Here is a 13,407-nt window from a genome sequence, read left to right as displayed (position 1 = left end):
GGCGGAAATTATTGCTGACACATCACCTCATTTTACATCATGCTGAAAGCCCCCGAATTACTCCTGCCCGCCGGCTCCCTGGAAAAAATGCGTGCTGCCTATGCCTTCGGCGCAGATGCAGTCTACGCCGGCCAGCCACGCTATTCACTGCGTGCCCGCAATAACGAATTCACACTGCCACAACTGCGTGCCGGGATTACCGAAGCGCGTCAGCTTGGCAAAAAGTTTTTTGTGGCCAGTAATCTGATGCCGCATAACGCCAAGGTCAAAACCTATCTGCGCGATATGGAATCGGTCATTGAGTTGCAACCCGATGCGCTGATCATGGCCGACCCGGGTCTGATCATGCTGGTCCGGGAAAAATGGCCGGATGTCCCGATTCATCTGTCTGTCCAAGCCAATACCGTCAATTACGCCGCCGTCAAATTCTGGCAATCGCTTGGTCTGCCGCGCGTGATCCTATCGCGTGAACTGTCGCTGGAGGAAATTACCGAAATTCGCGAACTCTGTCCGGATATGGAACTGGAAGTATTTGTGCATGGCGCCTTATGCATTGCCTATTCTGGTAGATGCCTGCTGTCCGGTTATTTCAATCATCGCGATCCCAACCAGGGTACCTGCACCAACTCTTGTCGCTGGGACTACAAGGTAAAGCCTGCCACAGAAAATGCCAGTGGAGACATCGAGCCACTGCAAAAAATTGACTTCGACTTCAATGAAGCGCTGTTGTCATCGCAATCTTCTCCCTTTGACAATGTTCCCACGCAACGCCACCCTAACGCCGATCAGGTTTACCTGATTGAAGAAGGCAAACGGCCGGGACAACTGATGCCCGTCATGGAAGACGAACATGGTACCTACATCATGAATTCAAAAGATTTGCGCGCAGTTGAGCATGTCGCACGCCTAGCCGAGATTGGCATTGATTCGCTCAAAATTGAAGGGCGTACCAAATCAACCTATTACGTTGCGCGCACTGCACAGGTTTATCGTCAGGCAATTGACGACGCCACCCACCAGCGCCCCTTTGATCCCGCCTTGCTGGGTCAGCTGGAAGGGCTGGCCAATCGCGGCTATACCGATGGCTTCTATCAGCGTCATCACAGCGAGGAAACCCAGAACTACCTGCGTGGCCACTCCGAATCCTCCCGCAGCCAGTATGTCGGAGATATCGAACAGGTCGATGCTGCTTCCGGTATGGCCGAAATCCTGGTCAAAAATCGCTTTCAAATCGGCGATCGCCTGGAAATCATTCATCCCTCCGGTAATCGTATCATCCAGCTCGAATACATGCAGGATCTTGACGGCAACACTGTCAGCGTTGCTCCCGGCAGCGGCTATCGCGTTAAAATCCCACTCACCGGAAATGTCGAGAAAGCATTTGTTGCCAGGTTTTTATAAACTGGCGGTTAATTCTATTTTTGCTGTATTTTTATTCCATTAAATCAGGATCCACACTAGGGGAACTCGCAGGATGGCTGTGGATTTACAGTACAATTGCATTATGCAACGCAGTAAAACCCCAACCACAAAAAATTCTGATGCCGAGTTGATACCGGGCAACATCATTCTGATCGGGATGATGGGCGCTGGTAAAACAACGGTTGGAAAATTGCTGGCCAATCTTGTCGGCAAAACTTTCATCGATGTCGATCATGAAATCCAGCAACGTACAGGAGTGGGGATCCCCGTGATCTTCGAAATAGAGGGAGAGGCCGGGTTTCGCAAACGTGAAAGCGAAGTGCTGCGGGAAGTCGTCCAGCAGCAGAATATCGTCCTGGCGACAGGAGGTGGTGCAATATTATATCCAGATAATCGCACTTTATTGCGGCAACACGGCACTGTGATTTATCTATGCGCACCTGTCTCCGAGTTACGTCGCCGTACGCATCAGGATAAAAACCGTCCACTGCTGCAAACAGGAAATGCACATGCCAAGCTGGCCGGGCTGTTTACACAACGCGACCCGCTGTATCGTGAAACAGCACACATCATCATGGACAGCGGCAAACAAAGCGCCCGCGCCTTCGTACAGAAACTGCTGCAGAGATTGCATCAGCTCAATCAGGAATCAACCGGCGCTGAGCTGAAAAATCATCCCTCCGTTAAACAGCCGAAATAACAGCAGATTAATTTTATACCAGGCAAACCAACCTTTGAAGAGCACCAGATGAATGCCATGGAATCAGTTGAAGTCGCACTTGATACTCTCCCGGAAAATCGCAGTTACACCATCCATATCGGACAGGAGCTGCTCACCAGGATTGACCTGTTGCTCCCTCATCTGCCCGGCAAGAAAGCTGCAATTGTTACCAACACCACCATCGCGCCGCTTTATCTGGAAAAACTGCGCAGCGCGCTGGCTGAACACCAGGTAGAAACCTTTGCGGTCATCCTGCCGGACGGTGAGCAATATAAAAACTGGGAAACCCTGAATCTGATTTTCGATGCGCTGCTGGAACATCGCTGTGAACGCAAGACACCGCTGATCGCACTCGGAGGCGGGGTAGTCGGTGATCTGACCGGTTTTGCAGCTGCCAGCTATTTGCGTGGCGTACCCTTTATCCAGATTCCCACCACGCTGCTCGCCCAGGTGGATTCATCCGTAGGTGGAAAAACCGGCATTAATCATCCCCTGGGTAAAAACATGATCGGCGCTTTTTACCAGCCACGCCTGGTTTTAGCCGACTCCACCACGCTCACCACCCTGCCAGACAGAGAATTACGTGCCGGGATTGCAGAAGTCATCAAATACGGACTGATCCATGATGCAGATTTCTTCGATTGGCTGGAGCGTCACATGCAGCAGCTGCTGGCGCGTGATCCTGAAACGATGAATTATGCCATCCGCCGCAGCTGCGAAATCAAGGCAGAAATTGTTTCGCTGGATGAACGTGAAAGCGGTGTGCGTGCACTGCTCAATCTTGGGCATACATTTGGCCATGCTATCGAAAACGCTATGGGCTATGGCGCATGGCTGCATGGTGAAGCCGTTGCTGCCGGCACCCTCATGGCGGCCGATCTCTCCAAGCGCCTGCAACGTATCACCTCACAGGATACCGATCGTATCCAATGCTTGTTTGAAAGTGCCGGGTTGCCAGTAAAAGGCCCACGTATCGCACCTGAACGCTACCTGGAATCAATGCAACTTGATAAAAAAGTGAAGGACGGCGCAATCCGTTTCATCCTGCTGGATCGGATCGGCAAGGCTTCACTGGACAACACTGTTCCCACTCTGCTGCTGCTTGAAACATTGTCAGCCTGTGTTGCCAATGCGTAATAATCTGCCCCCCTACGCCGTATCCGATACCAACTCGCGTGGTCGCCGCATCCATGAAGATCCGCCGACCGGGCGCAGCCAGTTTCAGCGCGATCGGGATCGTGTCATTCATTCCACCGCATTCCGGCGGCTGGAATACAAGACCCAAGTATTCGTCAACCATGAAGGCGACCTGTTCCGCACGCGCCTGACGCACAGTTTAGAAGTTGCCCAGATCGGCCGCTCCATCGCACGCAACTTACAACTCAACGAAGAGCTGGTGGAAGCCATCTCACTGGCACATGATCTGGGCCACACTCCGTTTGGCCATGCCGGGCAGGATGCCCTGGATAACTGCATGAAAGCCCATGGTGGATTCGAACACAACCTGCAGTCACTCCGGGTAGTAGATGTACTGGAAGAACGTTATGCCCGATTTGATGGATTAAATTTATGTTTTGAGACCCGCGAAGGAATTCTGAAAAGAGCCACGAAATCCAAGGCCCAAGCACTGGGAGAATTGGGTGAACGTTTCCTGCATGGCCGTAGTGCATCACTGGAAGCACAGCTGGCTAACCTGGCAGACGAAATCGCCTACAACAATCATGACGTAGATGACGGGGTGCGTTCCGGCCTCATTACACAGGCACAACTGGAAGAAATCGAAATATTCGCTCGGCATTTGCATCAGGTAAAGCAACACTACCCGGATATTGCCGGACGACGTCTGGTTCATGAAACTGTACGTGGCATGATCAATACTTTAGCAACTGACCTGACGACACAAAGCAAAGTCCACATTGAAGCGGCCAACCCGAACAGCCCGGACAACGTGCGAGAAATGCCGACCCTGGTCGGTTTCAGTGATACGATCAGGCAACAGCAACAGGAGCTGAAACGTTTTCTGCATAAAAATCTCTATAAACATTATCAGGTGATGCGCATGAGCAATAAAGCACACCATATCGTTGAAAAGCTGTTTTCAGCATTTGCGGCTGAACCTGCATTATTGCCTCCCAAATACCAGCACAAATTTCGCGACCATGGGCATCAGATAATCGCCGACTATATTGCCGGCATGACCGATCGCTATGCAATCAAGGAATACCGGCGCATGTTTGCCATCATTGAAGATTGAACTGATTTATTACCAATCAACGAAATACATGAAACCAGCCAATGCAACAACACCGGAGCTATCCGGTTGATCTTTATCCAATAAATCAGAAAAAAGGAAAACAGCATGAAAACTATCGCAGTTCTTTTGGCAGTACTCTTGTTGGCCGCCGGCTGTGGGAACAAGAGCTCCACCGAAAAAACAGCAGCCAATGAAGCGGAAGTTACATTAATGGGTGAATCCACCACCGCCGGCGAACTTCCATCATTCCTGAAAGAAGGTTTGTCAGAAAAAGAGCAAGACGAACTGAAGAAAAAAATCATGCCAACACTGGATGACGGACTGACTCCTGAGCAGCGCTTTCTGAATCTGCGTAAGAAAGCAGAAGCTGGTGATGCAGAAGCACAAAATGGCCTGGGTTCCATGTATTTTTCAGGAGAAGCCGTTTCACACGACGCCCAGGGAAACCCCTTGAGTAAAGATCCAGAAGCTGCGGCAGGGTGGTTCTACCGGGCAGCAGAGCAAGGTCATGCTGACGCACAATTTAACCTCGGGTTGCTGTATTTCACTGGTGAAGGCGTTCCTCAGGACAAAACCAAGGCCGTAGAGCTATTCACTAAAGCTGCCGAACAAGGAAATATTGACGCACAAAATAATCTTGGTGTTATTTACCTGTTGGGGGAAGGCGTCGAGCAAAACACCAATAAAGCAGTCGAATGGTTTGAAAAAGCTGCCGAACAAGGAAATGAAGAAGCCATCAAAAATCTGGAAGCGGTCCGCGCTTCACAGAAAGCTTCCCAAAAACCCAGTGGCGAACAAAAATAATCGAGTCAAATAAAATCCGGCCAGCATCTACCTGGCCGGACAGTATCTTGAGTGAAGTGGCGTATAGCAAATATTACAGCCGCACATTAAAACGCCCCAGTACCCAGATCAAACTGAGGTATACGACGACCGTAACACCACACGCAATTGCAAGCGCAGGCCAGAACATGATGTCGTGTCTGAGCAGGGCGGGCAACACGAGGAACAACGGTAATGATGCCAGGACAAGCCAGAAAATGCTGTATGAGAGCTTCACCACGACTTCAATATCGCCAGTGCCAGTGTAGAGCCATATAAACGCAAGCAGAGAAGTGATCGGCAAGGACGCAACAATTGCACCCCAAAACGAGCTGCGCCGACTGATCTCGGAAACAGCAACAACCAGAACAACCGTAATAAAAATTTTGATGCCATATTGCCACATCACTTGCTAACCGTATTTCAGCTCGCTGTCAGAACAGATTTAAAATCCATCCTGGTAAGTGCACCGTTCTTATAGCAGTAAAATTCATAGCTTGATACTCCTTTGAACTTGAAAACTTTTTCAAGCAGTATTTTGTCATATTGATCCTTCAATTCATCAAAATATCGCTTCAGATCCTGAGGCAAATCCTCATAACCAACTGGCCATTCAATTCCAAACTCACCATCCTTGGCGTCATATTCGAGTACAAAATGACTGCTACGCCATGAAATCGCAATCTCGTTTTCATACCCTCTACTTTGTGAAAGAAAGTGCAGATTATCTTGCTCGATAACATGTGACGATGTACTGAACAACATGACAAAACCCGAGGCCACCATTACTCCATATCCAACTTTTCTAAAAACAAAATTGCTGATTAGAGGCAAGATAAACTTTATGGAAAAAGAAGATACGATAGCTGCCAGCGCTATCAGCAGCCCCAAACTCAAGGCTGCTTCCGAATACAGATCAAGTGAAGTATAAACAACCAGTTTTATCACATGCAGGTATACCTCATTGGCAGCCCGGGTTGCGATAATTTCTTCCTTGCTTAATCCATATCTCAAATAAAAGCGATTAAAAAGTAACCCTACCGCCCCAATCACTCCTGAAACAAAGCCACAAAGGAAGCCAACCAGAGCCAGTATATAATTGGGGTAAGGTTTTTCACCTTTTTGCAGTTCTTGCCCTGACTGAAATAGCTGTGGAATATTAAACAAGAGAAAAAAAGCCACCCCAAATTGAAGATATAGGGGATTAATAAACTTGATCAACCACGCCCCCAGAAGCACCGCTGGAATGGCAAATGGAATAAACCAGAGAAATATCCGGGTATTGACGTGTTTTCTGAAAACAACGATACGTGATGCTGCACTGGCAAATGTACCCAGCGTCAGCGAAAAAGGGACCAGCGAAGCAGGAAGAAACAAGCTAAGCAGCGGGATCAGAATCAGGCTGGCCCCCCCTCCACATATAGCACTAACCCAGAAAGTCAAAATCATGCCAGGAAAAAGCAAAGCTATCTTCAGTAACATTAATCAGCCTTAAATAAATCGATTTTTCTGCATCAAAACGAACCTGGCAACATCCCGGTTTTAATCATTGTACCCAGAAAGAATATCCGTTTTTATCAGACTATCTCTATTTCAATGATTCAACCACTATCTTCTTATACCTGAATTTTCGTCTGGAATAGATGTTGCCAATATTCTAGAGCGAAACAATTAAGGAATAACCGCTGTGAAAGTACCTGACCGCAACAGGCGTATAAGTAGTCTCGCACATTCCATCAATATTATTCCGAATTGCTTTATTCCACTGCTTGCCACACTTTGTTCGTGGTTTGCAGTCAAGGTTTGCTGATGTTTACAAATGCGGAAAAGTAGTATGGTGCTTTCCGCTCGACTCACATTCAGATCTCTATCATCTGCCTTTCCTAGTGAAATATCTGGGATTCACTTCTTATCTGCCACTCTCTACCCGCCTTAATCACGTATTTTTCCCCATCTGGCAAGGTATCAATTTCAAATAGTTCCCATAAAGCATAAAAATATTGATACTAACGTTAACATTAATTATAATTATTCTCATTAAAAATTAAATAATAAAGAATATTTGATTTACACATTACGCACACATAGGCCAACTGCTTTGAAGAATGCGCATTCAAGCAGTTGATAACGCGCGCATGTCTATCATCCTCACTCCGGGATCAACCTAATTACTGTAGTCAAGAGTTAACTCCTGAACACGAACAATCCTTATTTGTATTTTTCAACTACCAGCTGCAAGCCAGCCAATAATCTTGTTAGAAGGAAATTAAATGCCACAACCACCCAAAACATTACTCCCCCTCGGCGCTGCCCTGATGGCCGGCGGGCTGTCAATCAGCGCTTTTGCAGCAGAAGGAGATGATTACCCCAAAAAAACGCCTGTTCTCCCTACCATCAAGGTAGAAGCAGGTGCCGAAGCTGAAAAAGACGGGTACCGTGCCACCACCACCCGTGTCGGCAAAACGTTGCAGGATCCGCACGACATCCCTCAGGCGGTGACGACCGTCACCAACCAGTTGATGGAAGACCAACAAGTCAGCTCGCTCAAGGATGCGCTGCGCAATGTTGCCGGCCTGACTTTCAACGCTGCCGAGGGTGGACGTTCTGGCGACAATATGATGTTGCGTGGCTTCTATACCTTTGGTGATATTTATCTGGATGGCATTCGCGATACGGCGCAGTACAATCGTGAAACTTTCTATCTGGAACAAATCGATGTACTGCGTGGTGCCGGAGCAATGATGTTTGGGCGTGGTCAGGCCGGTGGTGTTATCAACTAGGTCAGCAAAGTGCCGCATCTGGGAGACAGGGGGAAAATTACCGGTAGTGTGGGCATGTACGGTTACTACGAGATGACCGGTGATTTCAACAAACAGATTACTGACACCATCGCCTTCCGCTTCAATGGAATGAAACGGTTTGATGGCGGCTGGCGTAAAAACCCGGCAGCCAATGACAGACCGACACTGGAACGGGACGGGGTCGCCGCCAGCTTGGGGATCGGGCTTAACACCGACAACGAACTTATTCTGAGCCATATCTACACCACAGTAGATGACAAGCCGGATTACGGTGTGAACTTCGACAGCACAACACGCAAACCACAAGAAAAATTTCCAGTGAAATATTACTGGGGTACCAACAGTAATTTTGACAAAGGTACAGTTAATATCTCAACCGCCACCTTTACCCATCATTTCTCGCCTGCCAGTGAATGGCGCACGCAGGTACGTTATGCGGACTATGAACGCAGTTACTGGGCACGTACCCCCAGCCTGACTATTGCCCCCAATGCCGAAGGCAAGGTATGTAACACACCCACATCGTGTAATGGCGGCCCAACCCGCACCATGAATTACAAAACCATAACGGTACAGACAGACTATAACCATCGATTCCATTTGTTTGGTATGAATCACGATTTCCTGCTGGGCGGGGAATATCTCAATGAAGACAGCTTCCGTCATTCTCTACAAAACTTCAGTGGAACCACGTCAGCCAATCCGCCTCTGTTCCGGCCTTACAAAGCCAACTCAGCAGGAATTCCAGTCGAATTTAATTCCGATACTTACGCAGTATATGTACAGGATACGGTTGAATTTATCCCCAAATGGAAACTCACACTGGGAGGAAGACGCGATGAAATGCGGGCAACATATTCCAGCGCGACCTCTCCCAAGCTGAATTATGGTCAATGGAGTACACGCGCAGCACTGTCCTACCACTTTTCCGATCAATCCCATCTTTATATGGCGTCCAGCAGCTCATTCAGCCCGACAGCCGATTTGTATCAACTCACCGTTCAACCTCTGCCACCGGAACGCAGTAATGTCAAAGAAATTGGCGCCAAATGGCTACTGTTTGATGGTGACCTCGCATTGCGTACAGCACTCTATCATGCAGAAAAAAAATGGGAGCGTAATACCGATCTGGAATCCACTGCGGCAATTCTTACCAAAAAGCGCCGTACAAACGGCATTGAACTGGAACTGGCAGGCCGTATTACACCCAACTGGGAAGTATTCTCCGGGCTTGCTCTGATGGATCCGGAGATTCTGGAAGTTGCTGAAAACGTCAACGCCACAACAGGTGTTCTGACTTCAGCCAACCCGGAATATAAAGGCAAACGTCCGCGCAACACCCCGCCCTACACATTTAACCTGTGGACCACTTACAGGCTGCCTTATGGCTGGAAAATAGGCGGCGGTGTCGAGGTCAAAGGCAAGCGTTACGGTTACAATCCAAGTGGCGCCGGCCCAATCCCTACCTTGCCAGGTGAAACCAAGTTCCATCCGAACACTGCACCTGCCTACATGCGCTGGGATGCGATGGTGGCCTATGAACAACCGAAATGGGCTATGCGGCTGAATGTACAGAACGTGTTCAACACAACCTATTATGATGCCATCTATGACAACGGTCCATTTACTATCCCTGGCCAGCGTCGCAGAGTTATCATGACAGCCGAATACAAATTCTGATTTAGTCCTAACCGAAAATATAATCAAGTGCTGCTGACGATCGACAATGTACTAACTGAAGAGGAGCTCGCAGCAGCAAGCAGTCTGTTAGCTGAATCTGCCTGGGTGAGCGGCCTGGTAACCGCCGGCACCCAGGCGGCCAAAGTCAAAAACAATCAGCAACTGCCGGAAGATTCCCCGCAAATGGCAGCGCTGCGCGGACTGGTATTAGGGGCGTTGAACCGTAATGCCCTGTTCTTCACGGCAACTCTGCCAAAGAAAATCATGCCGCCATTTTTCAACCGCTACAGCGGAAAAACCAATCATTATGGCTTTCACGTGGACAATGCCATGCGTATGTTGCCAGATGGCGTCGGCTACGTGCGCGCGGATGTATCCGCCACCCTGTTCCTGTCCAACCCACAAACCTACGATGGTGGTGAATTGGTCATTAACGATACCTTTGGTCAACAAAGCGTGAAACTGCAGGCGGGAAGTATAGTGATATACCCTTCTTCTTCTGTTCATCAGGTAACGCCAGTAACACACGGAGAACGGATCGCCTGTTTCATGTTCATCCAAAGTATGGTGCGCGATCCTAATCAACGCCGCCTGCTATATGAAATGGATATGGCATTGCTGCAATTGCGCCAGAATATAGGCGAAACTGAAGCTGTTGTCAGCCTGACGGGCACCTACCATAACCTGCTGCGGCAGTGGGCGGAGAGTTGAAAAATAATACGCTAACTGGATTGCTTCAATCCTGTGGATTTTCGCAACGATGGGCGAATCACCGCAACCTGATGACCGCATGATGACAAAATAAGTCAGCACTTTTAAAATGAATGAGCTGTTACCTAAACTCTCAACTGTCCCGGAAGGCATACACAGCCCGTCCGATTACCTCCCTTATGCCAAAGAACGCCTGCCACCTGAAATCTGGCGTTATCTGGAGGAAGGCAGCGCTAATAATGTCAGCTTGCAAGCTAACCCTCATGCATTTGACTCCATTCACCTCATTCCACGGCCGCTGTCCGATGTACGTAGCGGTCATACGAAAATCACCCTGTTTGGGCAGACGCTTGCCCATCCCGTCATTCTGGCACCATTAGCGTATCAACAACTCTATCACCCACATGGGGAATCGGCTAGCGCCATGGCAGCCAGTGCGCAGGAAGGGCAGTTATGTGTCAGCAGCCTGGCGAGCCAAACGCTGGAAGATATTATCAGCGCAGCCGGACAACCCTTATGGTTTCAGCTGTACTGGCAGGAAAATCGTGAACGAACACTAAAATTACTGCAACGAACCATTGCAGCAGGTTACAACGCCATCATGTTTACGGTAGATGCCCCGGTTAAACAGGCAACCATCCAGCTGCCGACGACCATCCAACCGATAAATCTGGATCTTCCCGCTCCCTTTCCTGGGTTGCTACCGCAACAAAGCCAAGTATTCAACGGCTGGATGGCGCAAGCCCCACGTTGGGAGGATCTCGCCTGGTTGCGGGACCAAACCTCGCTACCACTGCTAGTCAAAGGTATCCTGCACTCGGAGGATGCCGAAAAAGTGATCAACCTGGGATGTGACGGGCTGGTGGTTTCCAACCACGGAGGACGTGTCCTGGATGACACACCAGCAAGCCTTGCCTGCCTGCCGCCAATCATCAGCGCCATTTCTGGCCGAGGGAAAGTACTGTTTGACAGCGGCATTCGTAATGGACGGGATATTTACAAGGCACTCGCCTTGGGCGCAGATGCAGTCATGGTTGGCCGCCCCTACATCTGGGGACTGGCCACAGCAGGTGCCCTTGGCGTGGCGCACATCATTCGACTGCTGCGAGATGAACTGGAACTGACCATGGCACTGACCGGCACCGCCAGCATCCAGGAAATTACACAGGAAAAAATTCAGATTAGCCGGAATCAGAATCGGAATTGAGACGATCAACATACTGTAGTCTTAGAACCTGATCAAGATCCCGATCAAGGGATGCAATGCAAGGCAAGGCAAAATTGAACAAGAAAGCGAAGCATACTTGAAGTATGTGAGCATTTTGAGTTCAATTTCAATGACATGGTTTAATAAACCGGACAGTCCAGTTAAGAGAAAATAACCTTAACTGGAGGAAGCAATGGAAACGAGAAAGCAGTACACAAAAGAGTTCAAACTAGATGCCATCAGTCTGGTATTGGATCAGGACCACACACCATCGGAAGTATCCCGAAGCCTGGGAATCAATGCCAATATGCTGAGGAGATGGATCAGAGAATATCAGGCAGATAATACGGGTCAGGCATTCCGAGGCAATGGGAAGCTAACACCGGAGCAGGAGGAAATTAGAAAGCTCAAGATCCAGATCAAGCGGCTGGAAATGGAGAAACGCATCTTAAAGGAAGCGGCGGTCTTTTTCGCGAAAGAAACGAAGTGAAATATTCGTTTATCACCCAAAGGAAAAAGACCTATCCGGTCGGCTTGATGTGCCGACTCATGGGTGTAAGCCGCAGTGCCTACTATGATTACGTTCGTTGTGCTGACAATTGTTCTACCGACCCGTGCCATATAGAAATACTTGGAGCAGTACGGGAGATAGCAAAATCCAGTCATCATAGCTACGGCAGTCGCAGAATCGGAAAAGCGCTGAATGCACGGGGTTATCCGGTTGGTCGCAGGAAGGCTCGAAGCCTGATGCAAGAAGCAGATGTGCAAGTGAGGCACCGGAAAAAGTACAAGGTCACAACTAACAGTAATCACAAACAACCGATATTTGAGAATAGGCTGAATCGGCAATTTGATGTTGCAGCCCCCAATCAAATCTACGTTGGTGACATTACCTGCATTTGGACCCGGGAAGGCTGGTTGTATCTGGCGGTGGTCATTGATTTGTTTTCCAGGAAGGTGGTGGGTTGGAGCATGAGTTCAAGAATGAAAGCAACACTGGTTTGTGATGCATTACGAATGGCGATCTGGCTACGCCGGCCACCGCCTGGCCTGATCGTGCATTCGGATCGTGGGTCGCAGTATGCTAGAGCATTTTTGACTTATTTGTTTACATATCCACATGAAGCGAAGTAGTTGGCACACTCCTCCGGAGTGAACAGATCCAACACTTTGCCGATCTGCGCCCATAAGGCATCCATGGTTCGTTTGGCGGCTTTGCGTAATAGGGCCTTGAGTTTGGAGAACATTTTCTCGATTGGATTCAGATCAGGTGAATACGGTGGTAAGTAGAGCAGCGTGGCACCTGCCGCTTCAATGGCTGCGCGGACGCCTGGAACCTTGTGACAAGACAGGTTGTCGGCCACCACAATGTCACCTGGCTGCAGCGTGGGGCACAGGCAGGTTTGAATATAGGCGAGAAACGCGGCCCCGTTCATTGGGCCGTCGAGCACTAACGGAGCGGTGATCGCATCGTGACGCAGTCCCGCAATGAAGGTGGTGCTCTTCCAGTGGCCGTGGGGCACCGAAGCCACACAGCGCTGGCCGCGCGACGCGCGACCCCGCTATCGCGTCATGTTGGTGGCCGTTGCCGTCTCATCCAGAAAGACTAGGTGACGGCAATCCCAATGCTGCTGCTCGCGGGCCCACTCAGTTCGTGCCTGACGTACGTCTGTGCGCGATTGCTCGCTGGCGTGCAGGGTTTTTTTTAAAACTCAACCCCATTTGTTCAGTTGATGCCATAGCGCCGGCACCTTGATCTGAATGCCTTCCGCAGCCAAACGTTCACTAA

General features: G+C 49.4%; 11 protein-coding genes and 2 pseudogenes. 10 read left to right on the top strand and 3 right to left on the bottom strand.

Annotated elements, in window-relative coordinates:
- The first annotated feature begins 39 nt into the window (after positions 1 to 39).
- The 5 genes from yegQ (at position 40) to ABF86_RS01940 (ending at position 5,201) form a co-directional block, all read left to right on the top strand.
- The gene (gene yegQ, locus ABF86_RS01955) at positions 40 to 1,401 is read left to right on the top strand and encodes a tRNA 5-hydroxyuridine modification protein YegQ (protein WP_074684674.1); all 1,362 of its coding nucleotides are present in this window, start codon (positions 40 to 42) and stop codon (positions 1,399 to 1,401) included.
- Between the two features lie 103 nt (positions 1,402 to 1,504).
- Complete coding sequence (locus ABF86_RS12715) at positions 1,505 to 2,122, top strand: shikimate kinase (RefSeq protein WP_074456086.1); 618 nt, start codon at positions 1,505 to 1,507, stop codon at positions 2,120 to 2,122.
- Between the two features lie 48 nt (positions 2,123 to 2,170).
- Positions 2,171 to 3,280, top strand: a complete 1,110-nt coding sequence (gene aroB, locus ABF86_RS12710; RefSeq protein WP_074684673.1) for a 3-dehydroquinate synthase — start codon at positions 2,171 to 2,173, stop codon at positions 3,278 to 3,280.
- A complete protein-coding gene (locus ABF86_RS01945) occupies positions 3,273 to 4,397 on the top strand; it encodes a deoxyguanosinetriphosphate triphosphohydrolase (RefSeq protein ID WP_074684672.1) in 1,125 nt (374 codons plus the stop codon). The genes aroB and ABF86_RS01945 overlap by 8 nt, the downstream gene beginning before the upstream one ends.
- A gap of 105 nt (positions 4,398 to 4,502) precedes the next feature.
- The gene (locus ABF86_RS01940) at positions 4,503 to 5,201 is read left to right on the top strand and encodes a tetratricopeptide repeat protein (RefSeq protein WP_074684671.1); all 699 of its coding nucleotides are present in this window, start codon (positions 4,503 to 4,505) and stop codon (positions 5,199 to 5,201) included.
- A gap of 73 nt (positions 5,202 to 5,274) precedes the next feature.
- Here the strand turns inward: ABF86_RS01940 and ABF86_RS01935 are convergent, their stop codons facing one another.
- Both ABF86_RS01935 and ABF86_RS01930 read right to left on the bottom strand, forming a co-directional pair.
- Positions 5,275 to 5,625: a DUF3147 family protein gene (locus tag ABF86_RS01935; protein WP_074456072.1), complete on the bottom strand. Its 351-nt coding sequence runs from the start codon at positions 5,623 to 5,625 to the stop codon at positions 5,275 to 5,277.
- Between the two features lie 17 nt (positions 5,626 to 5,642).
- Positions 5,643 to 6,701, bottom strand: coding sequence for a sulfite exporter TauE/SafE family protein (locus ABF86_RS01930; RefSeq protein WP_011633498.1), 1,059 nt, complete (start codon positions 6,699 to 6,701; stop codon positions 5,643 to 5,645).
- 788 nt (positions 6,702 to 7,489) lie between these two features.
- Here ABF86_RS01930 and ABF86_RS12705 point away from each other — a divergent pair.
- From ABF86_RS12705 to ABF86_RS01910, 5 genes and pseudogenes are all read left to right on the top strand, one after another.
- Complete coding sequence (locus tag ABF86_RS12705; protein WP_240142189.1) at positions 7,490 to 7,999, top strand: TonB-dependent receptor plug domain-containing protein; 510 nt, start codon at positions 7,490 to 7,492, stop codon at positions 7,997 to 7,999.
- Between the two features lie 9 nt (positions 8,000 to 8,008).
- Positions 8,009 to 9,700, top strand: a complete 1,692-nt coding sequence (locus tag ABF86_RS01925; RefSeq protein ID WP_345889555.1) for a TonB-dependent receptor — start codon at positions 8,009 to 8,011, stop codon at positions 9,698 to 9,700.
- 27 nt (positions 9,701 to 9,727) lie between these two features.
- Positions 9,728 to 10,411 carry a Fe2+-dependent dioxygenase gene (locus tag ABF86_RS01920; protein WP_074456071.1) on the top strand — a complete coding sequence of 228 codons (684 nt, stop codon included), beginning with the start codon at positions 9,728 to 9,730 and terminating at the stop codon, positions 10,409 to 10,411.
- Positions 10,412 to 10,520: 109 nt separating this feature from the next.
- Complete coding sequence (locus tag ABF86_RS01915) at positions 10,521 to 11,618, top strand: alpha-hydroxy acid oxidase (protein WP_177162452.1); 1,098 nt, start codon at positions 10,521 to 10,523, stop codon at positions 11,616 to 11,618.
- A 193-nt stretch (positions 11,619 to 11,811) separates the two neighbouring features.
- Positions 11,812 to 12,704: pseudogene (locus ABF86_RS01910) on the top strand (IS3 family transposase); the annotation flags it as partial.
- A 14-nt stretch (positions 12,705 to 12,718) separates the two neighbouring features.
- Here the strand turns inward: ABF86_RS01910 and ABF86_RS01905 are convergent.
- Positions 12,719 to 13,327: pseudogene (locus ABF86_RS01905) on the bottom strand (IS630 family transposase); the annotation flags it as partial.
- Positions 13,328 to 13,407 lie beyond the last annotated feature (80 nt).

This window comes from Nitrosomonas sp. GH22 (assembly GCF_009833115.1).
GTDB lineage: Bacteria > Pseudomonadota > Gammaproteobacteria > Burkholderiales > Nitrosomonadaceae > Nitrosomonas > Nitrosomonas eutropha.
Note: the sequence above shows the minus strand (reverse complement) of the source record. Positions and strands in the feature narration are given on the sequence as shown.